This window comes from Emcibacter sp. (assembly GCF_963675455.1).
Taxonomy (GTDB): Bacteria; Pseudomonadota; Alphaproteobacteria; order Sphingomonadales; family Emcibacteraceae; genus Emcibacter.
Map to the genome: position 1 here is coordinate 3,098,440 of NZ_OY776217.1, position 24,571 is coordinate 3,123,010.

A 24,571-nucleotide genomic window follows, 5' to 3' on the forward strand; every position below is an offset into this window, starting at 1 on the left:
AATATAATTGTAGTTATTACATATTGTTTTTTAGTATTTTAGAACAATGTACCACATTCCTCATTAAACCCGAAGAATATTCGGCGCTTTTTGAAAAATAGTTATTTCATTTTTCCTTTTTCATGCAATTCTAGCCAAAATCAAAGCATTATTTCCATGTGGACAACTGAAATATGACAAAGAAAATTTCACTCATTGGCGTCCCCAGCGACATATCGGCCGGGGATCGCGGCGCCACCATGGGCCCGGAAGCTCTCCGCGTGGCCGGCATGTCCTCTACGCTGGAGAAGCTGGGATACGACGTCGTCGACACGGGTAACCTGTATGGCCCCAAGAATCCTGATTTGCCGCCCGATGACGGGTTACGCCATCTCAAGGAAACTGTAATCTGGTGCCAAAATGTCCAGGATGCGGTCTATTCGGAGCTTATGGAAGGCCACCTGCCCATCATGATGGGCGGTGATCACGGCATGAGCATCGGGTCTGTTGCCGCTGTGTCACGTTACTGCAACCAGAGAAATATTCCGCTGTGCGTGTTATGGATCGACGCCCATGCGGACTTCAACACACCGGATACCAGCCCGTCCGGAAATATTCACGGCATGCCGGTGGCGGTTATGTCCGGCATTGGTCCTGACGAACTGACCGGTCTTTCCTCCGTTGTTCCCATGGTCAAGCCGCAAAATATTTACCAGGTCGGCATCCGCTCCGTCGACCGGGCCGAGAAAAAACTGGTCACCGATAGCGGCATCAATGTGTTTGACATGCGCCGTATTGACGAAATCGGCATGCGTATGACCATGCAGAGCATTATCGAGCAGGTCCGGGATAAAAACGCCCACCTGCATGTGAGCTTTGATGTGGACAGCCTGGACCCGACCATCGCCCCGGGCGTCGGCACCACAATTCCCGGCGGCCTTACCTACCGCGAAGCCCAGCTTTGCATGGAAATGGTCTATGACAGCGGCCTGATGGGTTCCCTTGATATTGCCGAGATCAACCCGGCTCTGGACCAGAAAAATACAACTGCAGAGCTGGCCGTCGATCTGGCCGCCAGCCTGTTCGGCAACCACATATTACCGCCTGCAAAAGGAAAAACTAAATGACCCTGCAACAGGACATCATCAAAAAAACAGACCTGCACAGCGCCCACAACTATCACCCCCTGCCCCTGGTTCTGTCCCGGGGAAAAGGCATCTGGGTCTGGGACGTGGACGGCAACAAATATCTTGACTGCCTGAGCGCCTACAGCGCCGTCAACCAGGGACATTGCCATCCTAAAATCATCGACGCCCTGACCGAACAGGCCCGCAAACTGACCCTGACTTCACGGGCCTTTCATAATGACAAAATGGGGGAATTCCTGGAGAAGCTCTGCGCCATGGCCGACATGGACATGGCCCTGCCCATGAATACCGGGGCAGAAGCCGTGGAAACAGCTATCAAGGCAGTGCGCAAATGGGGCTATGAGGTCAAGGGCGTGCCCGATAACCAGGCGGAAATCATCTTTTTCGAAGGCAACTTCCACGGCCGGACAGTGACCACCGTCAGCGCCTCTTCGGAAGAGGCCTACAAACACCATTTCGGCCCTTTCACCCCCGGGTTCAAGATTGTCCCCTACGGCGATGCCGCCGCTTTGGAGGCCGCCATTACCGATAATACCGTAGCCATCATCATGGAACCGATCCAGGGCGAGGCCGGCATCAATGTGCCGCCGGAGGGATATCTTGCTGAAACCCGCCGCATCTGCCGGGACAATAACGTGCTTATGGTGATGGATGAAATCCAGACCGGCCTCGGCCGAACCGGTAAAATGTTCTGCTACCAGCATGAAGAAAACGTGCGGCCGGACATGCTGATTGTCGGCAAGGCCCTGAGTGGTGGCGCCTATCCGGTTTCAGCTGTCATCTCCTCGCGCGAGATCCTTGGTGTTTTCACCCCGGGCATTCACGGCAGCACCTACGGCGGCAATCCGCTGGCCGCTGCGGTCGGGCTTGCCGCGCTCGAAGTCATCGAAGACGAGAAACTTGCCGATCGGTCCAGGTTGCTGGGCGACTACCTGATGCGCAAGCTGGAGGACATCCCCACCAACAAGGTGGTCGAGATCCGCGGCAAAGGCCTGTTCATCGGTATCGAACTGCATAAGGAAGCGGGTCTTGCCCGTCCCTATTGCGAAGCCCTGATGAAACGGGGAATCCTGTGCAAGGAAACCCACGATTATGTGATCAGGCTGGCGCCGCCGCTGGTGATTGAAATGGAACAGATCGACTGGCTTGCCGAACAGATTTCAGAGGTACTTCAGGAGGGCTGAGTTATTTAACCCAGTCAAGACCCATATTGCGGTAACGTTCCCGGTCCTCGGTCCAGTCCTTGCGCACCTTGACGAAAATAAACAGGTGCACCCGGCGGCCGAGGATTTCCTCCAGTTCTTCCCGGGCCAGCCTGCCGATTTCCTTGAGGCTCTGGCCACCCTTGCCGATGACAATTTTTTTCTGGCTGTCACGTTCCACATAGATCACCTGCTCGATCCGGACGGAGCCGTCCTTGAGGTCCTTCCACTGTTCCGTTTCAATGGTCGTGGCGTAGGGAAGCTCCTCATGCAGGCGCAAAAAGAATTTCTCGCGGGTGATTTCCGCCGCCAGCATGCGTTCGGTGATATCCGTCAGCTGGTCCTCGGGATAGAGCCATACGCCCTCGGGGAGATAGTCCGAGATTTTCTTCCTCAGCTCATCCAGGCCATCCCCCTTGAGAGCCGAAATCAGCAGCGTGTCGGTAAAATCGCCAATCTGGTTGAGTTCCTCCATCAGGGGGAGCAGTTTTTCACGCTTGAAACCGTCAACTTTGTTGAGAGCCAGAATGACCTTGCGGCCCTTTTCCTTCAGGCTTTCGGCAATGCGACGGGTATCATCGTCAATACCGCGGGTGACATCAACCAGAAGCACAATGACATCGGCGTCATGAGCGCCTTCCCACGCGGCAGCCACCATGGCCCGTTCCATGCGTTTTTTCGGCTCAAATATTCCAGGTGTATCCAGAAAAATCATCTGGCTCGGCCCGTCAATAGCCACTCCAAGAATACGGGTTCTGGTGGTCTGCACCTTATGGGTGACAATGGCGATCTTGCTTCCGACCAGGGAGTTGAGAAGGGTCGATTTTCCCGCATTGGGTGCCCCGATCAACGCCACATAACCGCAACGTGTTTTTTCCTGAGTATTCATCGGGTTCACCTGTGATCAGTAATTTTCATCAATATAGTCAAGCATTTTTGCTGCCGCAGCCTGTTCGGCCTCTCGCTTGGAACCGCCCTGCCCGATCTGTTCATCCATGCCGTTCAGACGCACCGCAATCGTAAACTGGGGTTCGTGCGCGGGTCCCTCGCGTCCCAAGGTAACATAACTCGGGGTCGAGATCCGCCGACTCTGCGCCCATTCCTGCAATCTTGTTTTCGCATCCCGGACGGCAAGTCCGTCCTGGTCGATAAAAGCCTTCCAGTGAGTACGGATCAGTTTCCTGCAGACATCAAGTCCGCCTTCCAGATACATGGCGCCCAGTATTGCTTCGCAGACATCACCAAGAATGGTGGCCCGTTTCCGGCCGCCGGTATCCTCAGTGCTTTTGGCCATCAGGATATAGTCCGCCAACTTCATTTTTTCCGCCGCCTCGGCACAGGTTTCCCGACGGACCAAATTGGTGTGCCGGCTCGCCATGCCGCCTTCGTCAACGTTGGGGTATCTTTCGTAAATCCACTCGGCAATCAACAGGCCAAGCACCCGGTCACCGACAAATTCCAGCCGCTGATAACTTACCGGTCCTTCCAGGCTCGGATGTGTAAGAGCCTGGCGCAGCAGGTCCTCATCCTGAAACTCATACCCGATCGTTTTATACAGTTTGCTGTATTGTCCTTTAGTTGAAGTCACTGTTCTCACAATCTTTTTAATTTTCCCGACCTTAACTTCAGCGTGACATCCTGCCTGCCGGGATCATTTTTGATCTATCTTATTTTCGTGAAAAACCGCTCGCGCCGCTCGGCCGGGAACCATTTCCAGAATTCCCACAGCTTTGCCTGGTTATCAAATGACAACGTCAGCCATTCGGCCCTGCCGATAACATTCTCGCCGGGGATATAACCAACGCCATCATGTTTCGGCATGCGGCTGTCCTTGGAATTATCCCGGTTGTCACCCATGCCGAAATAATGCCCTTCGGGCACCTTGAAAACAGGTGTGTCATCCGCCCGGCTTCCTGGAAAATAGCCCATATCCAGGGTGATGTAGCTTTTCCCGCCGGGCAATGTCTCGCGATACTGCTCAAAGCGTTCCTCGCGCCCGTTCCGTACTCTTACATAATCTTCCTGCCGTTCACGCGCGACCGGCTGGTCATTAATATAAAGTACACTTTTCTTCATCTGGATACGATCTCCAGGCAGACCAAGGATACGCTTGATATAATAGACATCGGGGTCGCGGGGCAGCCGGAAAACCACAACATCGCCACGCTCGACCGGACTATCGAAAACACGTCCGGAAAAGAGATTCAGGCTGAAGGGAAGTGAATGGTGGCTGTAGCCATAGGAAAATTTGGAAACCAGCAGATAATCGCCGATCATCAGGTTTTTCAACATCGATTCAGAGGGAATTGTAAACGGCTGATAGACAAAGCTTCGAAAGATAACCGCGATCAGAACAGCGAGCCCTACTGTTTTTGCAAAATCCAGCCAGTTTTCCTCCTGCTTTACTTCGATGGAGGACGAGGGCTGGTCTTCTGTATTTTCAGTCATTGATCAATATATCTCTTTTTCACGACGATCAGAGGTCGGGAATCAAAAACCCGATATGCCATAGGCTTAGCCCATGCAGCATGAAATCACAATTGCTAAAAGCCAAAAGCCGGCAGGATTTTATAAATTTTACCGGCGGCTCAGATCATCTATCAGCGGAATATGCTGTAATTAAGACAATGGCCTGCGCCCAGGGAAAATCATCAGTAATTGTCAGATCAATCTGGGCAGTCATCCCGGCAGGCACCCGCGCATCAAGAATTTCCTTCGCCCGGCCCGCCAGACGGATATGGGGGCGTCCCTTGTCATCATTTTCGACCCACACGTCCTGCCAGCTCACCCCGTCCTGTAGAAATCCGGTGCCCAGCGCCTTGGAAAATGCTTCTTTGGCGGCAAAGCGCTTGGCGTAGACCGAGGACCGGGTTTGCGGCCTGGCTTCGGCCCGTGCCTGTTCGACCTGGTTAAATGTGCGCCGGATAAAACGATCGCCGTATTTTTTCAGGGATTTTTCAATCCGCCTTATATCGACCAGATCGTTGCCAAGCCCCAGAACCCGCATCAGCCTTCCCTGTTCCCGCGTCCACGGTCCATAATGACACGCATGCGTCTCAGGCTTTCCGTCAGTCCGACAAAAATGGCTTCACCGACCAGAAAATGGCCGATATTGAATTCTGTGAACTGTGAAATCCGGGCTACCGCCTCAACCGTGTCATAATTCAGGCCGTGACCGGCGTGGACTTCCAGACCCAGCTCTTCACACAGGCGCGCCCCCTGGCGCAGACGATCAAGCTCCCGGACGTGATCTTCCCCTTCCGCTTCCACATAGGTGCCCGTGTGCAGTTCCACCTTGTTTGCTCCGAGCCGATGCGATGCCCTGATCTGTCCTTCGTCAGGATCGATAAACAGACTGACGCTGATGCCTGCGCTTTTCAGTTTTTCCACATAAGGACCCAGCATTTGCTCGCTTCCGGCCACATCCAGTCCGCCTTCTGTAGTCAATTCCTGACGTTTTTCCGGCACGATACAGCTTGACGCCGGCTTGTGACGCAGGGCGATCGACAGCATTTCCTCTGTTGCCGCCATTTCCAGGTTCAAAGGCAGGCTTATTTCCGCCATCAGCCGTTCAATATCATTGTCCGAGATATGGCGACGATCCTCGCGGAGATGGGCGGTGATACCGTCCGCGCCAGCCTTTGCCGCCATTATGGCCGCCCGTACCGGATCGGGGTGCTGTCCGCCGCGCGCATTGCGAATAGTTGCCACATGGTCAATATTAACGCCAAGTCGAATACGATCCTGCCCTACCATATTGTTTTCCCTTCCTCTCCCACATCACCGTGGCCACTATCGGAAATCTTTCTTTCCAGAGCCTTCATTCTTTTCTCAAAGCGTTTGCGCTTATATTCTGCCACCAGCTTATAGATCGGCAAATATACAGCCCCCCAGACGAAAGCGCCAAGCACAATTCCGCCAAGCAACATTGGCAAAAATACAGAATGAAAATAGGGTGTGATCGGTGCCAGGGCCTTCAGGGGATCAACAAAGAAACTGCCGAATGTGACCTGGTTCGCGGCCTCCATCATGCCGCCCCACATATTTTCCTTCGGTTCCCAGCCCAGAAGCCAGCTTCCGGTTTCGTAAGTAGCCACCCAGATAACGGGAAAAGTCCAGGGATTGCCGAAAATCGTCCCCATGGCCGAGGTCAGGATATTCCCGCGGATAATCCAGGCGAACGTGGCCGCCAGAATGAAATGAAATCCGACAAAGGGAGTGAAGGAGACGGCCGCGCCGCTGGCAAAACCGGCCGCCAGCGCATAGGAGGTTCCGGGAATCCGCGCCAGCCGGTGATGCATATAACTGAAGGCCCGACGCCAACCGACTGCCGGCCAAAGCAGATCCTGTATCCTGGTCAGGATGCTTTTTTTATTGCGGCGCAGAAACAGTGTTTTCCCTTTCCTGTCTTTTCGGACCCTAAATCATAAGACCGGTTACCCTGTAAACGGCCCCTCTATTTCAATCCCCGGCTTCCCGGCTTGATCGCTTCCGTTGCGGCCAGTTCCGGCGGCAGTTTATCAGCCTCGTAAGCCGGAATATCAAGACCGGCGAGGGAAACAAGCGGCACCCCGACATCGGCTTTGCCGTTGCTCCGGTCGATGAGACAGCTTGCGACGACGACATTGCCGCCATATTTGCGGATCACATCAATACATTCACGGGAAGACAGGCCGGTGGTGACGATATCTTCCGCCATCAATATTTTTGCCCCCCGGGGAATTTCAAAACCGCGCCGCAGGGCAAACTCACCATCAACCCGTTCGGCGAAAATGGCCGGCACCCCAAGCTGGCGGCCCATTTCATAGCCTACGATAACGCCCCCCATGGCTGGGGATACAACCATATCAATATCTTCATCGATGGTGTTGCGAATCTTCTCGGCCAGGGCCGCACAAAGTTTTCCGGCCCTTTTTGCATCCATCAAAACCCGGGCACACTGCAGGTACATAGGGCTGTGCAGTCCCGATGACAGCAGGAAATGCCCTTCCAGCAGAGCGCCGGCTTCCCTGAAATGCTCCAGTACTTCCTCACGATCCATTGATATCTTCCTCTTGTCTGAAATGCCGTCTAGCTGAACGACCGCTCAACGCTGTTAACCCGTTCATTGGCGCGCAAAGCTGTTATAATGCTGGTCAGATGTTTAACATCTCTGACCTCAATATCAAGCTCAATCCTGAACATATCCGGCGAACGCTCGGCAAACTTGATATTACTCAGGTTACCGCGTTCCAGGGCCACCACATTAAGCACATTGGCAAGCGATCCCGGCTCATGATCAAGCAGCACCTCTATCCGGCCGACGAAGAAATTGGCTTCTTCTCCCGGCTTGAACCAGGACAGATCAAGCCACACTTCCGGGGTCTCCGAATAGACATCCAGGGCGTCGCAGTCGATGGTATGGACAAGTATGCCCTTGCCCGTGGTCGAAATACCGACAATCCGGTCGCCCGGCAAAGGATGGCAACATTCCGAAAGATGAACGGCAAGACCAGGGGTCAGCCCCCTGATAGGGATTGAGCCATCACCTTTCCTGGGTGTATCGGCGGTGTCCGAACGGACAAAAGCCGTCGCGCTTTCCCAGCCGTTGAGTTTAATCCCCGGGAAAACGGTTTCCAGCACCTTGCGGTCCAGAAGTTCCCCCTTGCCCACCTGTTCGAACAACTCGTCAGGATCGGAAATATTCAGGTTCCTGGCGGCAAGCTCCATGGATTTTTTGTTGAAATCGCGGTTTTCATGCTGAAAGGCCCGCTCAAGAATGCTTTTGCCAAGCTTGATATATTCATCCCGTTTCTGATGACGAATGAACCTGCGGATGGCAGATTTAGCCTTGCCGGTGATAACAAAGCTCAACCAGTTGGGCGACGGTTGCTGGGCATTGGAGCGTAAAATCTGCACCTGGTCACCGTTGGAAAGCCGGGTGCGCAACTGTACCGGCTTGCCGTTAATCTTGGCGCCGACACAGTTATCGCCGATCCGGGTATGCACTGCATAGGCAAAATCAATCACGGTCGCCCCCATGGGCAGACTGATCAATTCTCCCTTCGGTGTGAAACAGAAAACCTGGTTCTGATACATGGCCAGTTTGGTATGTTCCAGAAATTCCTCCGGATCGGTGGAATGTTCCAGAATTTCGAGCAGATCCTGAAGCCAGCGATACTGGGCGCCCTCTTTTTCCGAGGCATGCTGTTTATAGGACCAGTGCGCCGCCACCCCTTTTTCCGCCACCGCATCCATCTCGCTTGAGCGGATCTGGATTTCTATTTTCTTTTTCTGGGGCCCGATTACCGCCGTATGAATGGACTGGTAACCGTTGGGCTTCGGCATGGAAATATAGTCCTTGATCAGGCCCGGCACAGCCTGCCACTGCCGATGCACGACCCCCAGAGCCCGGTAACAGGTTTCTGTATCATCCACAATAATCCGGAAAGCCAGGATATCGGCCTGGTCCTCGAGACTGACGTTGCGGTAGGTCATCTTGCGCCAGATCGAAAAAGGTTTCTTTTCCCGTCCCTTGACTTCCGCCTCGATACCGGCCTCCGTCAACAGCCATTCCAGCTCCGTGACCACCTGATCACGAATATCCGCTGTGTTCGCATGCAGGAAATCCAGCCGGCGGATAATGGATTCATGTGCTTCCGGATAGACATTCGGAAACGCCAGGGCTTCCAGCTCTTCCTTGATTTCCTGCATCCCGATACGTTCCGCCAGCGGGGCATAGATATCCAGTGTTTCCCTGGATATCCGGGCACGTTTTTCAGGTTTGGTGATAAAATGAAGTGTCCGCATGTTATGCAGCCGGTCAGCCAGTTTTACCAGCAGGACACGGATGTCATTGGACATGGCAAGCAGGAATTTCCTGAAGTTCTCCGCCTGCTTGGAACTTTCCGACATATATTCGAGCTTGGAAAGCTTGGTCACCCCGTCCACCATTCGGGCAACTTCTTCCCCGAAAAGCTCTTCGATCTGTTCGTAGGTGGCGAGTGTATCCTCGATCGTATCATGCAACAGTGCGGTCACGATCGTGTCGCAGTCAAGTTGCATGCCGGTCAGGATGCCTGCCACTTCAAGGGGATGGGAAAAATAGGGATCACCGCTGGCCCGCATCTGCTTGCCGTGCGCTTTCATGGAAAAAACATAGGCCCGGTTCAGGAGATTTTCATCAAGCTCCCGATCATAGCTGCGCACCCGTTCTACCAGTTCATATTGCCTGATCACTGTCTGACCCGTCTAGTTGCCTGCTTATCACTCAGATATATGATGCCCTGCACAATCTTGAAAGGCTTAATATAAAAAAAGAGGCCCGCCGCAATGTCCGGCAGGCCTTCTTAAATCAAAATCCGATCGGGAGATTATTCTTCTTCACCGTCCCCGGACATATCCTTGAAAGCGGCTGTTTCTTCCATAACCTCGCTTGCAATCTTCGAAAGATTTTCAGGAGTCACATCCTGATTGCTCTCTTCCAGTTTTTTTCCGGCCAGCAGCAGGGAAATATCATCTTCCTCGGGCTCGTCAATCTCAACATGCTTCTGCATGCCATGAATGATGGCTTCTTCAAGAACGTCGGGCTTGACGGTTTCTTCGGCAATTTCCCGCAGCGCGACAACAGGGTTTTTGTCATTATCCCTGTCCACAGTCAGGGGAGCGCCGGAGGAAATCTGACGGGCCCGCTGGGCTGCAGCAAGAACCAGCTCGAAACGGTTCGGAATTTTATCTACGCAATCTTCAACAGTAACGCGTGCCATACCGCAATGCTCTCCAATAGAATTTTCCAGAAACGAGGCTTATACAACTGCCGAAGCCGCCTGTAAAGACCGGAATCCGGTAATTTCTCGATATTATCCACTTAATTTTGGCCTGCCAGCTTCCTGATATTGCCGGTATCTTCAAGTTCCGACAAAAGTTCCCGGGCTGTTTTCTTCAGAACCGGGTGAAACCAGTCAGGGGCTATATCCATCAGCGGCACCAGTACAAAGGATCGCAGGTGCAGGCGCGGGTGCGGCACGACCGCTTGCCCCGGCAGGTCCGCCTGCCCTGCTGCCAGCCAGTCTTCCCCGGAAGGCAGCACCTCGTCATTATAGGCCAGCAGATCAAGGTCGATAAGCCTGGCTTCCCAGCGCTTTTCCCGCACCCGCCCAAGATCATGTTCGATCCGGTGCAGCAATTCCAGCAGGTTCCCTGCCCCCAGCGGGGTTGAAACGGAAGCAACCGCATTCACATACCACGGCTGGTCAGAGGCCGGCACCGGTTCAGTTTCGTAGAACCCGGATATCTTTTCCGCCACCACACCATTGGCGGACAACATATCCATTGCCGCCCGGATATTGTTCGCTGGCGCACCGAATTCGGGGGACGGCAGGTTACCGCCAAAACCGATCAGGATCATAACAAGGCCTTTATAAAAACAAATTTTGCGCCTACAATAGCGGAACAACCTGAAGCATGACACCTAAAAATGTACGCACCACAAACAGCTAAGTATTTGTGAATCAACAAACTTCATGTTATGCTAATAAGCGTTTTATTTATTTAGGACTTTACCTTATGTATTTCTATCCGAACGAGAAAGTGGCCTTGTTCATTGATGGCTCCAATTTGTTTGCCACCGCCAAAGCCCTTTCCTTTGATATCGACTATAAACGCCTGCGGGAATATTTTGCCACACGCGGCATTCTGCTGCGTGCGAATTACTATACCGCCCTGATCGAGGAAGCCGAATATTCGCCGCTTCGCCCCTTGGTCGACTGGCTGGATTATAACGGCTTTACCCTGGTGACAAAACCGACCAAGGAATTTATCGACAACCGGGGCGAAAGAAAAATCAAAGGCAATATGGATATGGAACTGGCCATCGACATGATGGGCCTGGCAGAACATGTCGATCATATGGTGCTGTTTTCCGGTGACGGGGATTTCCGCCGTCTTGTCGAGGCAGTTCAGCGGCGCGGCGTCCGGGTTACGGTCATCAGCAGCACCAAAACCAGCCCGCCGATGATCGCCGATGAACTTAGACGGCAGGCGGACAGCTTCATCGAACTGTCCGACATGCACGAGGCCTTTGGCCGACAGGGTAACGGGAACCATTCATGACGGCAGACCAAATGCCCGCAGGCGAAGCGCCCCAAGACTGCACCATGTGCCCGCGGCTTGTTGAATTCAGGCAGGAAAACCAGACAAAATTCCCCGGCTATTTTAATGGCGCGGTCCCCTCTTTCGGAGATCGCAACTGTGAGCTTCTGATTGTCGGACTGGCGCCGGGACTGCATGGCGCCAACCGCACCGGCAGACCCTTTACCGGTGACTATGCCGGCGATCTGCTCTATCCAACATTGATCAAATTCGGATTTGCCGAGGGCAACTATGGCAGTGAATTTGATGACGGCCTGACCCTTAACAGGGCCATGATCACAAATGCCGTCCGTTGTGTACCACCGCAGAACAAGCCCACGCCGGCAGAGGAAAAAACCTGCCGGCCGTTTCTTGTCGAGCAAATTGACTCGCTTTCCAGCGTCAAGGTCCTGCTGGCCCTGGGTCTTGTCGCACATAATGCTGTGCTGACCACATTCGGTGTCAAGAAATCAGCCAACAAGTTCGCCCACGGCGCCCTGCACCGGCTGTCGGACGATATCTGCCTGATCGACAGCTATCACTGTTCCCGTTACAATACCAATACAAGACGGCTGACCACCGAAATGTTCGAGGATGTTTTCCGAAAAATCACCGGCCTGCTGGCTTAGATCGCATGGGATCGCTTGCCGTCCTGGCATTTACCGCATCGGCCAGCCTCGCGAAGAGCGCCATGCGATTAAAACAGGCACACCATGTGAGGCCCGGCTGAACGCCATGTTCAGAACATATTCATGTAGGATTATATAGTCTGTACTCAGGTGTAGGGATGACCCCTGAAAATAAAGAAAGGCTAACCATGAGTAAGATAGCACGGTTCCTGAAAACATCCACGGTAGTTCTGGGCATGGCTTCCTTTGGTCTTGTGTCAACAACACAGGTCTGGGCAGATGATCGTCATCGCGGTGACAGACATCAGAAGGAACATCGGAACGATAATCGCTATAAACACAAGAATCACTATAAGAACAGAAATCACCATAGAAACAATTATCACTATGTTCCGTCCCGTTATTACGGGCATGTGAATTACCACTACCGCCCATATCGACCCAGGGTTCATTACGGCGTCCACGGGCATGGTGATGATGTGGCGCTTGGTATACTGGCCGGTGGACTTCTGGTCTACGGCCTGACCCAGGCGGCCCAGGCCAACAACCAGCCGGATGTGATTTACGTGCCCGCAACCCAGCCTTCACCGGCAGGCGGCCAGGGCTGGTCAACGACCGCCCCTGCCCCGCAACAGGTCGCCTACAGTCACGGCACCTGCCTGCAGGAGCGTGAATATCAGACCACAATCACGGTTGGCAACGAAACGGTTCCGGCTTACGGTACAGCCTGCCTGCAGCCGGACGGCAGCTGGAAATTCGGTCCTGCCAAACAGGTTCCGGCCTACGCACGATAATGTCCTGACTTAATTGACGAAAAGGCCTAGCTCTGCTCTTTGAGCATGCGGGCTTTTTCCCGATTCCAGTCCCGCTCTTTTGTCGCCTGGCGTTTGTCGTGGGCTTTTTTACCCTTGGCCAGGCCGAGCTTGATCTTGGCCCGGTTATGGTCATCGAAATAGATGGACAGCGGCACCAGGGTCATGCCCTGGCGCTGTATGGCGGCAAAGACCTTGTTGATCTGACGGCGATGCAGAAGCAGCTTGCGCGGACGTCGCGGATCGTGATTGAAGCGGTTGCCCATGGCATATTCCTTGATATGGGCATTAATGAGCCAGACTTCGCCATTTCTCACTTCCGCATAGGATTCGGCAATATTGCATTCCCCCTGCCTGAGGGACTTCACTTCGGTGCCCAGAAGAACGATGCCAGCCTCAAAGTCCTCCTCGATAAAGAAGTTGTGACGGGCCTTGCGGTTCTCGGCTATGATGCGCCGTCCGTCATTTTCCTTCTTTTTGGACATATCCTTAATCCAGAAGTCCGGCTGTGGTCAGTGCCTCGCGCACAATCTCTTTGGTCTGTTCAGACACCGGCACCATCGGCAGTCGCATTTCAGCGGTACATATACCAAGCAGTTCCGCCGCATATTTGACCGGCCCCGGATTTGCTTCCACAAACATGGCGTCATGCAGAACGGTCAGCCTGTCCTGAATTTCCAGGGCGGTTTTATAATTCCCAGCCATACAGGCTTCCTGGAATTGCGATAACAAGGCCGGCGCAATGTTGGCGGTGACCGAGATACAGCCATGTCCGCCGTGGACCATCAGACCAAGAGCCGTCTGGTCCTCGCCGGACAACTGAATGAAGTCCGGTCCCATGGCGACCCGCTGCAGCGCAACGCGGGCTATATCCCCGGTCGCATCCTTGACGCCCACAACTTTGTCCAGTTCATTAAAACAGCGTGCCATGGTGTTCACGTTCATATCAATCACACTACGCGGCGGTATGTTATAGATAATGATCGGAATCTCACTGATGTCATTCAGTGCCTTGAAATGCTGAAACAGCCCTTCCTGGGTGGGCTTGTTATAATAGGGTGTCACGACAAGTGCTGCATCCGCCCCTGCTTCGCTGGCAAAGCGGATCAGGCCGACGGCCTCTTCTGTGCTGTTGGAGCCGCAGCCGGCAATCACCGGCACACGCCCGGCTGCCGCCTCGATACAGATTTCTGTAACCCGCCTGTGTTCGGCATGGCTTAATGTAGGAGACTCACCGGTCGTACCGCATGGGACGAGGCCGTGAGATCCCTGTTCTATCTGCCAGTTCACAAATTCCCGAAAAGTATCTTCATCCACTTTTCCGTTATTGAAAGGCGTAATCAAGGCTGGAATTGAGCCCCTGATCATTTTGCTGGTCATCGAACTTCCTGAAATATGTGTTTATTTGCTGGCAAAATAGTCTTCCTGAGAAAGAACTGCAAGAAAGATATTATAGCGGGAAAAAATAGACAAAATAATGGCGGGCAAAACCCGCCATTACCAGCCTGCCGGGCTCAAAGGCCCGGACCAGACAATGTTCTATTTTTTCTTGTGCGGACGATCGTCAGGACCGATCATACCGTCATCATTCCGGTCCATGCGGTCAAACATCATACCGTGATGAGCCGTCATTTCCTCGGCACTTACGCGGCCGTCGCCATTGGCATCCAGCCGATCAAATTTTTTCTTGAGATGAAGCTTTTTCGCTTCCTCCATCAGGGCTTCCTGCATAACGTCAAATTCCTCGAGGGAAAGTGAACCGTCTTTATTCCTGTCCGCCTGATTGATGCGGTCCTCATGGAATTTGGCAATTTCCTGTTTGCTGATATTGCCATCGCCGTCAGCATCCATCAGTTCCCGAAACATGCCCATTGAACCATGCTTGCCATGACCCATACCCTGTGTCCAGCCCGGATGACCGCCCTTCAATGGACCGGGCCCCTGGGGTATTGTCTGTGCGATGGCCATGCCGGCTCCTGAAACGACAAGAATGCCGGAAACAATTGCGATTGAAATTTTTTTCATCTGCTCTCTCCTTTACCTCTCCCGAATATCCACATGACAATTATAATACGATCATTATATGGCAAACCCTTCACGAGGATGGGATAGAACGCATTTTTTTGGCGACCAAAACAGCAATAAGACACAGAAGGGCCATGATCCAGTATGATTTACCCTGCCAATAGGTATAAAACAGTCCGGCTGACACAGTGGTCAGCCCCTGGGCGATCCCCATGGGAAAAGCGGAATAAAGCCCCTGTGCCGTCGAAGATGCAGATCGGGGAACCCTGTTGGCAATATAGTAGATCGCCGCAAGATGTGCAGCCCCATAGGTCAAGCCATGAATGATCTGCACCAGAAACAGCAGCGGAAGTGACAAGCTTGCCCCCGTTACCAGCCAGCGCAGGACGCCCAGTGCCGCAATGACCGTAAAGACATAAGTCGGGCGATTTCTTGCAATCAGCCCGCTGGCAAATATAAAAACCAGCACCTCGGCCATCACGCCGGTTCCCCAGAGCATGCCGATCATATCCGCTGAAATTCCGTTATTCTTCCAGTGAATGCTTCCCAGGGTGTAATATATCCCGTGGCTCATCTGAATTAGGGCGACCACGATCATGAAAAGAATAAACCGGCGATCCTTCAAAAGTCTTTTGAGCGGTTTACGACGGTAGATATCCGTGTCCTCCTCCTCATCGGCGACACTTTCCGGTTCGTCCGACGGTAGTCTGAGCGCCGCCAGAAGTGTACCGGCGAGACAGGCGACCGCAGAAGCCACCACCCATTCCGGATCGCTGCCCTTGATCAGCAGGCCAATCAGGATCGCGCTGATGATAAAGGTCACCGAACCCGTCGACCGCACCCGACCGTAATGCATCCCGCATTTTCTGGCCTGGGCCACGGACATTGTTTCCAGCAACGGCATCAGGGATTGGAAAAACAGGTTAAGCACGACGGTGACCAGCAGGATCGAACCAAAATCGTCAACATAAAGATAGGGTGTGAAAAACAGCAGAGTCAGAACGAGATTGATCAGAAAGATAACCTTGACCCGGCCAAAACGATCGGCAAGCTGGGTGGAAATAAGCGGAATAATCGGCTTCATCAGATAAGGTACGGTCATTACCATGCCGATTTCCACCGGTGTCAGCCCCTTATACTGCAGCCACAAGCCCCAAAAGGGCAGCATTACCCCAACATAAAGAAATAAAACACCGTAAACACTGCCAAGCCGGATCGAAGCCGACCGTCGTTCACGCTTCTGCCTCGAGGCAGGCCTGTCCAGATCACCCGGTGAATGCATCATGGCGTTACAGCACCAAAGAGAATGTCTTCCAGCTCTTCCCGGTCCTTGTCCAGAACCTGTCGGGATAACTCATAGGAGAACCCAGCCCGGGCCATGGAAGCCATTTCCTTCTCCCTTTTGTCCTCGTTGCAGGGTTTCACAGCAAAGGCGCCAAAACGACGGCGGCGGACATATCCCACCGCCGCAAAAAGTTCGCTGTCCTGCATTTCTGTGGACAGTTCCGAAAGTACCTTGTCGACAAGGGACCTGGAAATCCCTTTTGACAATAATTTCTGAATGATCTTAGACCGGCTGTTGCCGCTCCTGACAAAGGAGCGTGCCTTTGAGGCCGCATAGAGCTCGTCATTTATCAGGGCGTGCTTCCGGCAATATTGAACAACCTCGTCAATCCAGCCTTCATGCTCCGTGGTCAGGTCCCCGCTCCCGTCCTCCAGCCTCAGGCGGCGTTTTACTTTCTCGCGCAAAACTCGTCTCAGGTTCTCTTCCGAACTTGCGTATCGCTCCAGGTATCTGTAGGTTGCGTTACGCAGATATTCCGGTGTTATGTCTTTTCTTTTTCTGATTTTACTGGTCATTGTCCGAAGAGCCTGAATATGAACCACCACAGAACCCCCGTCCACTATATGTATCTTCTCTTCCTGGGGCTGGTCTGGGGAACAGCGTTTATGTTCAATAAGATTGCAGTCCAGTCTATTCCGCCGATGACCATTGCCGCAAGCCGAATTTCCCTCGGCGCCCTCGTGGTCTGGATAATCCTGCGCCACAGGAAGCTCCAGTTGCCGTCCGACCTGAAAAGCTGGGCATATATCGGCCTGGTCGGCATTCTGGGCACGGCCTTTCCTTTCATGCTGGTCAGCTGGGGAGTGAAATATCAGAACGCCGGCACCGCTGCAATCTGTATGTCCCTGATCCCTCTGAATACATTTGTGCTGGCCCATTTCCTGACCCATGATGAAAAAATGTCATGGATGAAACTGGCCGGACTGCTCTGCGGCATTGTCGGAATTTTGATTCTCTTTATTGACGCCACCTTGCTTGAAGGCTCCGGCTTACTTCCGATACTCGGATTTCTGGCATTTCTCCTGACCGGTTTTTTCTATTCCCTCAGCGGCGTCATGATCCGGCACTTCAAAAACAAAAACCCGCTGGTCGCAGCCACCGTGATGCTGATTTGCTCATCGCTGGCCATCTGGCCCCTGGCAATGGCCGTCGATCAGCCATGGGCCGTGACACCGGACGCCGCCGGTGTCTGGTCGATTATTTTCCTGGGGATCATGGCGACCGGAACAGCAACCATAGTTCTTGTTCATCTGACCCATCTTGCTGGTGCCACATTTGTCTCCTACAACACCTACCTGGTGCCCATTGTCGGCGTTTTTTCCGGGTATTTCTGGCTGGATGAACCCTTGAAAGAAACCACATTTGCGTCCATTCTGTTTGTCCTGGTCGGCATTTACTTGACAGAACGCTGGAAACCAACAGCTAAAAAAAGATAATTGACATATAATTCAGCATGTTAGTAAACTTTTTGCCTATAAATGCCCATTTGTTGATTTGAAAGATAAGTGGGAAAAAGAAAATAAATTTCTTGCGATACCGCACGAGTAACGGTATCGAGAGTGAAATTAAATTAACGAAAGCATGGTCAGACACCATGTTCTTGTTTGAGGAAAAAGCTTAACAAGGCTTAGGTAAGTGATAAAAAACGTATATGCGTGAACCTATTCCTACACTAGATCCGACGCTGCCAAGGCGTATTTCGGACTTTGACACCCTCCCGGACGCCCTGGATTATGCGGCCAAGGGAATCAGGGGTCTGAATTTCTATTCTCCAAGAGGCGAATTGGAAAGCAGCATCACTTTTGCTCAAATCCGGGATCGTGCAAGAGAGATCGGCCAGCGCCTTATTCACTTTGGCATGAAGAAAGGCGACCGCGTCGCCCTGATTGCCGAGACAAGCGAAGATTTTGTCTGCTATTTCATGGGCTGTCAGTATGCTGGCATGCTGCCTGTGCCCCTGCCCCTGCCGACTTCTTTCGGCGGGCGTGAAGGCTATACCAGCCAGCTTTACCAGCAAATGAAGAGTTGTGGCGCCCTGATGGCTTTTTCGGCATCCTATATGCTGCCGCTTCTGGATGAGGCCACTGACGGACTGAAAATGAAGTTTGTCGGCACTGCCGATACATTCGAGGCCCAGGAAGAACTCAGCAAAATTGAAAAAGTTGAACTTCCGACTGCCCAGCCGAATGACCTGGCCTACCTGCAATATTCATCAGGAAGCACCCGTTTTCCCCATGGCGTTGCGGTGACGCATCGTTCGCTGATTTCAAATTGTTATGGCATCGGCAAGGAAGGCGTGGATGTGAATGACAACGACCGGGTTGTCTCCTGGCTGCCGTTCTATCACGACATGGGCCTGGTCGGCACATTGCTGTCGCCAATCGCCTGCCAGATGACCACAGACTATCTGGCGACCGAGGCTTTTGCCCGCCGCCCGATGCAGTGGCTGAAGCTGATTTCCCGTAACAAGGGCACCATCACCTACAGTCCGACGTTTGGCTATGAAATCTGCACCCGCCGCGCCAACGGCAAGGACACGGAAGGCCTGGACCTTTCCAGCTGGCGTGTGGCCGGTATCGGTGGCGACATGATCCGGGCAGATGTTCTCAGGAATTTCCACGAAACCTTTAAATCCCACGGGTTCCGGGAAACCACTTTCCTGCCGAGCTACGGCCTTGCCGAATGTACCCTTGCAGTCAGTTTCATGACCCTGGATACCGGCGTGGAGATCGACCTGGTCAATGAAAAAGTTCTGACCGGTGAAATCAAGACGCTCGAGAAATATGAAAAAATCAACGGCAACGGCGCCAGCTACCGCGAAGTTGTCAATTGCGGTAAAGCGCTTACAGAATATGAGCTTGAAGTGCGCGACGAGGACAACAATGCCCTCGGCGAACGAGAAATCGGCCGCATCTGTGTTCGCGGCGCTAGTGTAATGGTCGGTTATTTCGACGATGAAGAAGCGACGCGAGCCTGTCTCTCTGACGATGGGTGGCTTGATACCGGCGACATGGGATATGTTGTAGAGGGTTCGATCTTTATTATCGGCCGAATCAAGGACCTGATTATCATCAATGGTAAAAACCACTGGCCCCAGGATATTGAGTGGGCGGTCGAGCAGCTCGCCGACCTTCGCTCCGGGGACAGTGCCGCCATTTCCATCCCGGGTGAGAATGACGAGGAAATTCCCGCCATTCTCGTGCAGTGCCGGACAAGAGATGAGGCCGATCGCCTGGAACTGGAAGATCGCATCAAGAGCAAGGTCAAGGAAATGGTGGGGACAAGCGCCCGTGTCGTGCTTCTGCCGCCGCGCTCCCTGCCCCGCACGTCTTCCGGAAAGCTGAGCCGCACCAAGGCACGGCAGCAGTATCTTTCCGGCAAACTGGCGTCCTGAAGATTACAAGTCCATCAGTAAACCCCTGTTGACCCTGGCCGACAGGGGTTTATATTTTTTTGCCGTACAACCTGTAACCACATTCGGGGTCCGATGAGCAAAATTGCCGCAGTAACCGGTGCAACCGGCTTCGTGGGAAAGCATATGGTCCGCCATCTGGCGGCCCGGGGATACACCGTCCGGGCCCTGACCCGTAAACCTCAGCCATCGCTTGAGAGTGTGGACTGGATCGAGGGCGGTTTCCACGACAGTGACGCCCTTACAAAGCTTGTTGCCGGGGCCGACGTAATATTTCACATTGCCGGCGCCATCAAGGCGCGGAATTTCCAGGAATTCGCCGCCATAAACCGGGACAGCGTGTCCGCACTGCTGGACGCCATTCCGGCAAAGCGCCCCAAACCCCATTTTGTGCTCCTGTCCTCCCTCGCCGCCCGCGAGAGACACCTGTCCCCCTATGCAGAAAGCAAGCGTCAGGGTGAGGAAATTTTGTTTGACCATGCCCCGCAGGATCTGAACTGGTCCATTATCCGGGCGCCAGCCGTCTATGGCCCGGGGGATTATGAAATCCTGAAACTCTTCAAATCCCTGAAATGGGGGTTTTCCCTTGTCCCCGGCAGCAGGAACAACCGGACGTCGCTGATTTTTGTGGAAGACCTGGTCACTGCGATGACAGAATGTGCCAATTGCGAAAATGTTTTTTTCAAAATCCTTGATGTAGATGACAGCACAGAAGGCGGATATTCCCTGCAGGAAATCTTCGCGACGGCCTCGGAAATCATGAACCGGCGGGCTGTGAAGCTGACTGCCGGGCGAAAATCCCTGAAACTTTTTGCCCATACCAACAAATTTATGTCGCGAATTTTTGGTTATGTTCCAATGGTTTCTCCCGAAAAGGTCAATGAACTCTGCCATCCGGACTGGAGATGCCGCGACGAACATATCAAGAATTTCATAGCCTGGGAGCCGAAAATCAGGCTTAATAAGGGTCTCGAAATATGTTTCCGCTGGTACAGGGAAGAAAATTTGTTGTAATAAACCTGAATTTAGATGGATTTACCATTATTTTTTATGTAACTTAGCCAGCCTTATCCAAGGCGAGAAACATGACACAAAACAACAGTACGCTAGACCAAATTTGCACCCTGATCAAACCCTTCAACAAGAAGGGTATTGCCCTATCCTCGGACACCACTTTCAGTACTGATCTGGAACTGGATTCACTGGCCGTTATGGATCTTCTGGCCGAAATTGAAGATCACTTTGACATAACAGTTCCCCTGAATATTCTGCCAGACCTGGAAAAAGTCGGTCAGGTTGCAGACGCCGTTGACAAGATATTAAGTGAACAATGACTCTTGATCTTTTTGAAAAATTTGATGCCACACTGAATAACTTCCGTCAGTTGCCGGAGGGGGAAACCAATCCCTTTACCGTCAACATGGAAGAAATTCTTTCGCCCACCGAAGCGATCATCAATGGTCGCAAGACCATTCTTGCCGGTACCAACAACTATATGGGCATGACCTTTAACGAGGAAGCAGTTGCCGCTGCACAGGATGCTCTGCTGACCCAGGGAACAGGCACCACCGGATCCCGGGTTCTGAACGGTACCTATACCAGCCATACCATGCTGGAGGAGGAACTGAAGAAGTTCTACGGCACAAAACATGCCATGGTCTTTTCCACCGGATACCAGGCCAACCTGGGCATCATCGCCACCCTGGCCGGTTCCAAGGACTATATCCTGATCGATGCCGACAGTCATGCCAGCATTTATGACGGTTGCGCCATGGGAAACGCCACAGTTATTCGCTTTGCCCATAACGATCCGGAAAATCTGGACAAACGCCTGACACGCCTGCGCAAATCCGATCCGGAAGCCGGTGTTCTTGTGGTTGTCGAAGGTGTTTACAGCATGCTCGGCGACCAGGCTCCGCTTAAAGAACTGGCTGCCGTTTCAAAGAAACACAATGCCTTTATCCTGGTAGACGAGGCCCATTCCATCGGTGTGTTCGGGGCCACCGGCCGCGGCGTCGCCCAGGCCCAGGGAGTGGAAGACCAGATTGACTTTATCGTTGGCACCTTCAGTAAAAGTGTCGGCACCATCGGTGGGTACTGTGTCTCCAATCATCCGAAGTTTGAAGTGCTGCGGCTGGTTTGCCGTCCCTATATGTTCACGGCCTCCCTGCCGCCGTCCGTTGTTGCCTCGGCCACCAAGGCGCTGGAAATCATCGCCAACACCAACCTTCGGGAAAAACTTCTGGCCAACAGCATGCGCCTGAACAAGGGACTTGCGGACATCGGTTTTAAAATGGGTACCACCGGGGAAAGCCCGATAGCCGCCATCATCGTCGACGACATGCACCAGGCGATTGCCTTCTGGGGTGAAATGATCAAGGAAGGTGTTTATGTGAACCTGGCATTGCCGCCGGCGACACCTAACAATTACAACCTAATGCGTTGCAGCCTGTCCGCCGCCCACAGTTTCGAGCAGATTGATTTTATGCTGGAGAAGTTCGAGAAAGTCGGTAGCAAGCTGGGCATTCTGGCCACGGAAGCGCTGGAAACGGCTTAATCTTCGCTTGAGGTTATTACAGCATCAGAAATGACAGGCGAACTGTTGAGGAAATCAGCAGTTCGCCGCTTTGTTCCGCCTCAAAAAAACTGCCATCCAGAACGAACGGCTTATGCTGGACAATACGGGCGTGGGCAATTTTCCGGATCACCTGACCGGGAATAATGCGGTCCTCAAACCTGCCTTTAAGAAGCTGTCTGCCGGTCGCAAGAAGCGCATCGGAAGTATTTTCAATACTGAGATATCGCAGTTTGTCCGGGTCCGCCGGTCCCGGCAGGCTTGCCCCCATCAGGACCTTTTGCAAGCTGGTGATACAGATCATGAAATAGCGACCGACAACGGCACCCCGCTGGTTCAGATTGACCCGGACAGCGCTATCCATGCCCTTGTCCTTCATGGCCCTCAATGACGCACGACGGATGAACCCCATAGTGGATAAACGCCTTTTTGCCCGGCCAAGAATACTTGCCCCTGAAAAGTTTCCTGCAAAAACATTCTTGCTTCGGGTGACCTCGCCACAGCAGAAATATAACCCGTAAACGGTTCCCACCCCGTAGACTCCCTCCACCTTCAGCAGCGGACAGGTGAGTGTGTTTTCGAGAAGTCGACCGCTTTTTCTCCGTTTCAAAAGTCTGGCCAGTTCCCGATGAGGGCTGGCGGACTGAGCCCCCATACTTTCAGCGATAATATTATTGTCACCGGCTGGCAAAATGGCCAGAGGGGGCATTTCCCCCTCGAACGGATCCTTTTCGATAAGAAATTCGAACGTGGCCGCCGCCAGGGCCTGACCGCCAATAATGATGATCGCCTCGGCGCCGGTTTTTTTAAAAGTCGCCAGGGCTTCCCCGATGTGACGATGTTTCTCCACTTCATAGTGCACAATGCCCGAACCTGAGGATATAACCTGCCTCAGCCGATCCATCTCGTCACTGTTTTTAAAGGACGAGGGACTTGATAATATGGCAATCACACTCACTGCACTGTCCCGCTGATTGGTGAAGTCTGCATAATATTATGCCGAATATGGTCTTTTCTTGGCGCCTGCCCCGAAAAAAACATAAAAAAAGACCATCCCTCGTAAATTCTTAAATGGAAAAATTCATTTCCTTGTATATATTCCTAGCTATAAGCAGCTATAGGCAGGATAGACTGTAAAATCCACAGCAAAATTCAGGTTCATGCTCAAAAAAATAGATTATTACATTCTTCGGGAGACGATTATACCTCTGGTCATGACCCTGGGTATCGCCGCCTTGCTCCTGCTGCTTGAAAAAATGCTCAGTCTGTTTGATTTTGTAATCAATGAAGGCGGCCCGATTGACATCGTCTGGCGCATGCTCGGCAACCTGATGCCCCAGTATCTGACCCTGGTTATTCCGCTGGCCATGTTTCTCGGTGTTCTGCTGGCCATCCGCAAACTGGCACTGAACAGCGAACTTGACGCCCTGCTGGCCAGTGGTGTGAGTCTGAACCGGCTGATCATCCCGTGCATCGGTATTGCCGCCTTCCTTTTGATCGTTAACGTCATCGTTGTCGGTTTTGTCCAGCCCTACAGCCGCTATGCCTATAACGGCCTTTATTTTGACGTCCGCAGCGGCGCCCTCGGCGCCAGCATCAAGGCTGGCGAATTTACCGACCTTGGTGACGGCCTTACCCTGCGTATCGAGGAAAGCCGGGATTCAGGTCGCGAGCTTCTGGATATATTCGCCCAAAAAGAAAATGAAGACGGACGTGTTCTGGCCATAACCGCCAAAAAAGGTGGTTTTTTTATCACCCCCGATGAAAGGTTCCTGATCCTCAAACTGTTCGACGGTACAATTATTGAGCTTGATTCCAGCCAGGCGCGACCCCGGGTGTTGAATTTCGACGAGCATGACCTGCCCCTGAATGTACCGATGTTTGAACAGTTCAGAGAACGCGGCGAAGACGCCCGGGAAATGACCTATATCGAATTGTGGCGTGAGCGCGGCAGCGGAAATGCCTCCTATCTGGCGGCACTGCATGCCAGAACCGCCCGCGCATTGTCCATCCTGATCGTTCCCTTTCTTGCCTTCCCTCTGGGACTGGTGGCGAAAAGGTCAGGACGCGCACTTGGCATTACTGTGGGTATCGTGATCCTGCTTGTCTATCACAAACTGCTGGAATTCGGTCAGGCCTTCGCTGCTGAAGACGTAGTTTCCCCCTGGATATCCATCTGGGTGCCGAGCTTGCTATTTGTCCTGCTCACGGTCCGCCTCTATTACATCGGTGCCTACAAGGTGGGTGGTATGCCGCTCAGGAAACTGGAAATCATCTACGAGATCCTGGTGGAGGCCATTGCCAAAATGATCAGCAGACTAAGGACGGCGGACTGA

At 52.9% G+C, this 24,571-nt stretch carries 27 protein-coding genes; 11 read left to right on the plus strand and 16 right to left on the minus strand.

All coding sequences use genetic code 11. From position 1 onward, the window contains the following. Positions 1-173 precede the first annotated feature (173 nt). Positions 174-1,106 (plus strand): arginase, encoded by a 933-nt coding sequence (gene rocF, locus ACORNT_RS14460; protein ID WP_321392298.1) that lies wholly within the window; start codon positions 174-176, stop codon positions 1,104-1,106. Further along, the gene (gene rocD / locus ACORNT_RS14465) at positions 1,103-2,311 is read left to right on the plus strand and encodes an ornithine--oxo-acid transaminase (protein WP_321392301.1); all 1,209 of its coding nucleotides are present in this window, start codon (positions 1,103-1,105) and stop codon (positions 2,309-2,311) included. Before rocF ends, rocD begins: the two co-directional genes overlap by 4 nt. A 1-nt stretch (position 2,312) precedes the next feature. Here rocD and era read toward each other — a convergent pair whose 3' ends face one another. The 10 genes from era to folK all read right to left on the minus strand — a co-directional run bounded on the left by era (position 2,313) and on the right by folK (position 10,715). After that, positions 2,313-3,218, minus strand: coding sequence for a GTPase Era (gene era, locus ACORNT_RS14470; RefSeq protein ID WP_321392304.1), 906 nt, complete (start codon positions 3,216-3,218; stop codon positions 2,313-2,315). Between the two features lie 15 nt (positions 3,219-3,233). Further along, entirely contained in the window at positions 3,234-3,917 is a 684-nt protein-coding gene (gene rnc / locus ACORNT_RS14475; protein WP_321392307.1) for a ribonuclease III, read from the minus strand. Positions 3,918-3,991: 74 nt separating this feature from the next. Beyond that, the gene (lepB, locus tag ACORNT_RS14480) at positions 3,992-4,777 is read right to left on the minus strand and encodes a signal peptidase I (protein ID WP_321392309.1); all 786 of its coding nucleotides are present in this window, start codon (positions 4,775-4,777) and stop codon (positions 3,992-3,994) included. Positions 4,778-4,922: 145 nt separating this feature from the next. Then, the gene (gene acpS, locus ACORNT_RS14485; RefSeq protein ID WP_321392311.1) at positions 4,923-5,336 is read right to left on the minus strand and encodes a holo-ACP synthase; all 414 of its coding nucleotides are present in this window, start codon (positions 5,334-5,336) and stop codon (positions 4,923-4,925) included. Beyond that, positions 5,336-6,085, minus strand: a complete 750-nt coding sequence (locus ACORNT_RS14490; RefSeq protein WP_321392314.1) for a pyridoxine 5'-phosphate synthase — start codon at positions 6,083-6,085, stop codon at positions 5,336-5,338. The genes acpS and ACORNT_RS14490 overlap by 1 nt, the downstream gene beginning before the upstream one ends. Next, complete coding sequence (locus ACORNT_RS14495) at positions 6,079-6,720, minus strand: DUF2062 domain-containing protein (RefSeq protein ID WP_321398092.1); 642 nt, start codon at positions 6,718-6,720, stop codon at positions 6,079-6,081. Before ACORNT_RS14495 ends, ACORNT_RS14490 begins: the two co-directional genes overlap by 7 nt. Before the next feature lie 65 nt (positions 6,721-6,785). Then, complete coding sequence (pyrE, locus tag ACORNT_RS14500; RefSeq protein ID WP_321392317.1) at positions 6,786-7,370, minus strand: orotate phosphoribosyltransferase; 585 nt, start codon at positions 7,368-7,370, stop codon at positions 6,786-6,788. Positions 7,371-7,399: 29 nt separating this feature from the next. After that, positions 7,400-9,547, minus strand: coding sequence for a bifunctional (p)ppGpp synthetase/guanosine-3',5'-bis(diphosphate) 3'-pyrophosphohydrolase (locus tag ACORNT_RS14505; protein WP_321392320.1), 2,148 nt, complete (start codon positions 9,545-9,547; stop codon positions 7,400-7,402). A 134-nt stretch (positions 9,548-9,681) separates the two neighbouring features. After that, positions 9,682-10,074: a DNA-directed RNA polymerase subunit omega gene (gene rpoZ / locus ACORNT_RS14510; RefSeq protein WP_420717501.1), complete on the minus strand. Its 393-nt coding sequence runs from the start codon at positions 10,072-10,074 to the stop codon at positions 9,682-9,684. 101 nt (positions 10,075-10,175) lie between these two features. After that, positions 10,176-10,715 carry a 2-amino-4-hydroxy-6-hydroxymethyldihydropteridine diphosphokinase gene (gene folK, locus ACORNT_RS14515; RefSeq protein ID WP_321392323.1) on the minus strand — a complete coding sequence of 180 codons (540 nt, stop codon included), beginning with the start codon at positions 10,713-10,715 and terminating at the stop codon, positions 10,176-10,178. 158 nt (positions 10,716-10,873) lie between these two features. Between folK and ACORNT_RS14520 the strand changes: the two genes are divergently transcribed. The 3 genes from ACORNT_RS14520 (at position 10,874) to ACORNT_RS14530 (ending at position 12,860) form a co-directional block, all read left to right on the plus strand. Further along, a complete protein-coding gene (locus ACORNT_RS14520) occupies positions 10,874-11,419 on the plus strand; it encodes an NYN domain-containing protein (RefSeq protein ID WP_321392326.1) in 546 nt (181 codons plus the stop codon). Beyond that, positions 11,416-12,066: a uracil-DNA glycosylase gene (locus ACORNT_RS14525; RefSeq protein WP_321392329.1), complete on the plus strand. Its 651-nt coding sequence runs from the start codon at positions 11,416-11,418 to the stop codon at positions 12,064-12,066. Before ACORNT_RS14520 ends, ACORNT_RS14525 begins: the two co-directional genes overlap by 4 nt. Positions 12,067-12,254: 188 nt before the next feature. Beyond that, positions 12,255-12,860 (plus strand): hypothetical protein, encoded by a 606-nt coding sequence (locus ACORNT_RS14530; protein ID WP_321392331.1) that lies wholly within the window; start codon positions 12,255-12,257, stop codon positions 12,858-12,860. 26 nt (positions 12,861-12,886) lie between these two features. On the opposite strand, the gene smpB is transcribed toward ACORNT_RS14530, so the two are convergent. The 5 genes from smpB to ACORNT_RS14555 all read right to left on the minus strand — a co-directional run bounded on the left by smpB (position 12,887) and on the right by ACORNT_RS14555 (position 16,763). Continuing rightward, positions 12,887-13,363 carry an SsrA-binding protein SmpB gene (gene smpB, locus ACORNT_RS14535; RefSeq protein WP_321392334.1) on the minus strand — a complete coding sequence of 159 codons (477 nt, stop codon included), beginning with the start codon at positions 13,361-13,363 and terminating at the stop codon, positions 12,887-12,889. A 4-nt stretch (positions 13,364-13,367) separates the two neighbouring features. Beyond that, positions 13,368-14,246: a 4-hydroxy-tetrahydrodipicolinate synthase gene (dapA, locus tag ACORNT_RS14540; protein WP_420717574.1), complete on the minus strand. Its 879-nt coding sequence runs from the start codon at positions 14,244-14,246 to the stop codon at positions 13,368-13,370. 171 nt (positions 14,247-14,417) lie between these two features. Next, positions 14,418-14,903 (minus strand): EF-hand domain-containing protein, encoded by a 486-nt coding sequence (locus ACORNT_RS14545; RefSeq protein WP_321392340.1) that lies wholly within the window; start codon positions 14,901-14,903, stop codon positions 14,418-14,420. Positions 14,904-14,973: 70 nt separating this feature from the next. Next, positions 14,974-16,188, minus strand: coding sequence for a 3-phenylpropionate MFS transporter (locus ACORNT_RS14550; protein ID WP_321392344.1), 1,215 nt, complete (start codon positions 16,186-16,188; stop codon positions 14,974-14,976). Next, positions 16,185-16,763, minus strand: a complete 579-nt coding sequence (locus ACORNT_RS14555) for a regulatory protein RecX (protein WP_321392346.1) — start codon at positions 16,761-16,763, stop codon at positions 16,185-16,187. Before ACORNT_RS14555 ends, ACORNT_RS14550 begins: the two co-directional genes overlap by 4 nt. A gap of 48 nt (positions 16,764-16,811) precedes the next feature. On the opposite strand from ACORNT_RS14555, the gene ACORNT_RS14560 reads away from it, so the two are divergent. The 5 genes from ACORNT_RS14560 (at position 16,812) to spt (ending at position 22,217) form a co-directional block, all read left to right on the plus strand. Next, positions 16,812-17,684 (plus strand): DMT family transporter, encoded by an 873-nt coding sequence (locus ACORNT_RS14560; RefSeq protein ID WP_321398095.1) that lies wholly within the window; start codon positions 16,812-16,814, stop codon positions 17,682-17,684. Positions 17,685-17,899: 215 nt separating this feature from the next. Then, positions 17,900-19,642: a fatty acyl-AMP ligase gene (locus tag ACORNT_RS14565; protein ID WP_321392349.1), complete on the plus strand. Its 1,743-nt coding sequence runs from the start codon at positions 17,900-17,902 to the stop codon at positions 19,640-19,642. Between the two features lie 93 nt (positions 19,643-19,735). Continuing rightward, complete coding sequence (locus ACORNT_RS14570; RefSeq protein ID WP_321392352.1) at positions 19,736-20,674, plus strand: NAD(P)-dependent oxidoreductase; 939 nt, start codon at positions 19,736-19,738, stop codon at positions 20,672-20,674. 71 nt (positions 20,675-20,745) lie between these two features. Then, positions 20,746-20,994: an acyl carrier protein gene (locus tag ACORNT_RS14575; protein WP_321392355.1), complete on the plus strand. Its 249-nt coding sequence runs from the start codon at positions 20,746-20,748 to the stop codon at positions 20,992-20,994. Continuing rightward, positions 20,991-22,217: a serine palmitoyltransferase gene (gene spt / locus ACORNT_RS14580; protein WP_321392357.1), complete on the plus strand. Its 1,227-nt coding sequence runs from the start codon at positions 20,991-20,993 to the stop codon at positions 22,215-22,217. The genes ACORNT_RS14575 and spt overlap by 4 nt, the downstream gene beginning before the upstream one ends. A gap of 16 nt (positions 22,218-22,233) precedes the next feature. Here the strand turns inward: spt and ACORNT_RS14585 are convergent, their stop codons facing one another. Beyond that, the gene (locus tag ACORNT_RS14585) at positions 22,234-23,193 is read right to left on the minus strand and encodes a diacylglycerol kinase family protein (protein ID WP_321392360.1); all 960 of its coding nucleotides are present in this window, start codon (positions 23,191-23,193) and stop codon (positions 22,234-22,236) included. Positions 23,194-23,395: 202 nt separating this feature from the next. On the opposite strand from ACORNT_RS14585, the gene lptF reads away from it, so the two are divergent. Continuing rightward, positions 23,396-24,571, plus strand: coding sequence for an LPS export ABC transporter permease LptF (gene lptF / locus ACORNT_RS14590; RefSeq protein WP_321392362.1), 1,176 nt, complete (start codon positions 23,396-23,398; stop codon positions 24,569-24,571).

Excerpts from the sequence above, each read along its gene's own strand:
- rocF (WP_321392298.1), top strand. The coding sequence starts at position 174 with ATGACAAAGAAAATTTCACTCATTGGCGTCCCCAGCGACATATCGGCC.
- rocD (WP_321392301.1), top strand. The coding sequence starts at position 1,103 with ATGACCCTGCAACAGGACATCATCAAAAAAACAGACCTGCACAGCGCC.
- era (WP_321392304.1), bottom strand. The coding sequence starts at position 3,218 with ATGAATACTCAGGAAAAAACACGTTGCGGTTATGTGGCGTTGATCGGG.
- lepB (WP_321392309.1), bottom strand. The coding sequence starts at position 4,777 with ATGACTGAAAATACAGAAGACCAGCCCTCGTCCTCCATCGAAGTAAAG.
- acpS (WP_321392311.1), bottom strand. The coding sequence starts at position 5,336 with ATGCGGGTTCTGGGGCTTGGCAACGATCTGGTCGATATAAGGCGGATT.
- ACORNT_RS14490 (WP_321392314.1), bottom strand. The coding sequence starts at position 6,085 with ATGGTAGGGCAGGATCGTATTCGACTTGGCGTTAATATTGACCATGTG.
- pyrE (WP_321392317.1), bottom strand. The coding sequence starts at position 7,370 with ATGGATCGTGAGGAAGTACTGGAGCATTTCAGGGAAGCCGGCGCTCTG.
- rpoZ (WP_420717501.1), bottom strand. The coding sequence starts at position 10,074 with ATGGCACGCGTTACTGTTGAAGATTGCGTAGATAAAATTCCGAACCGT.
- folK (WP_321392323.1), bottom strand. The coding sequence starts at position 10,715 with ATGATCCTGATCGGTTTTGGCGGTAACCTGCCGTCCCCCGAATTCGGT.
- ACORNT_RS14520 (WP_321392326.1), top strand. The coding sequence starts at position 10,874 with ATGTATTTCTATCCGAACGAGAAAGTGGCCTTGTTCATTGATGGCTCC.
- ACORNT_RS14525 (WP_321392329.1), top strand. The coding sequence starts at position 11,416 with ATGACGGCAGACCAAATGCCCGCAGGCGAAGCGCCCCAAGACTGCACC.
- ACORNT_RS14530 (WP_321392331.1), top strand. The coding sequence starts at position 12,255 with ATGAGTAAGATAGCACGGTTCCTGAAAACATCCACGGTAGTTCTGGGC.
- smpB (WP_321392334.1), bottom strand. The coding sequence starts at position 13,363 with ATGTCCAAAAAGAAGGAAAATGACGGACGGCGCATCATAGCCGAGAAC.
- dapA (WP_420717574.1), bottom strand. The coding sequence starts at position 14,246 with ATGATCAGGGGCTCAATTCCAGCCTTGATTACGCCTTTCAATAACGGA.
- ACORNT_RS14545 (WP_321392340.1), bottom strand. The coding sequence starts at position 14,903 with ATGAAAAAAATTTCAATCGCAATTGTTTCCGGCATTCTTGTCGTTTCA.
- ACORNT_RS14550 (WP_321392344.1), bottom strand. The coding sequence starts at position 16,188 with ATGATGCATTCACCGGGTGATCTGGACAGGCCTGCCTCGAGGCAGAAG.
- ACORNT_RS14555 (WP_321392346.1), bottom strand. The coding sequence starts at position 16,763 with ATGACCAGTAAAATCAGAAAAAGAAAAGACATAACACCGGAATATCTG.
- ACORNT_RS14560 (WP_321398095.1), top strand. The coding sequence starts at position 16,812 with ATGTATCTTCTCTTCCTGGGGCTGGTCTGGGGAACAGCGTTTATGTTC.
- ACORNT_RS14565 (WP_321392349.1), top strand. The coding sequence starts at position 17,900 with ATGCGTGAACCTATTCCTACACTAGATCCGACGCTGCCAAGGCGTATT.
- ACORNT_RS14570 (WP_321392352.1), top strand. The coding sequence starts at position 19,736 with ATGAGCAAAATTGCCGCAGTAACCGGTGCAACCGGCTTCGTGGGAAAG.
- ACORNT_RS14575 (WP_321392355.1), top strand. The coding sequence starts at position 20,746 with ATGACACAAAACAACAGTACGCTAGACCAAATTTGCACCCTGATCAAA.
- spt (WP_321392357.1), top strand. The coding sequence starts at position 20,991 with ATGACTCTTGATCTTTTTGAAAAATTTGATGCCACACTGAATAACTTC.
- lptF (WP_321392362.1), top strand. The coding sequence starts at position 23,396 with ATGCTCAAAAAAATAGATTATTACATTCTTCGGGAGACGATTATACCT.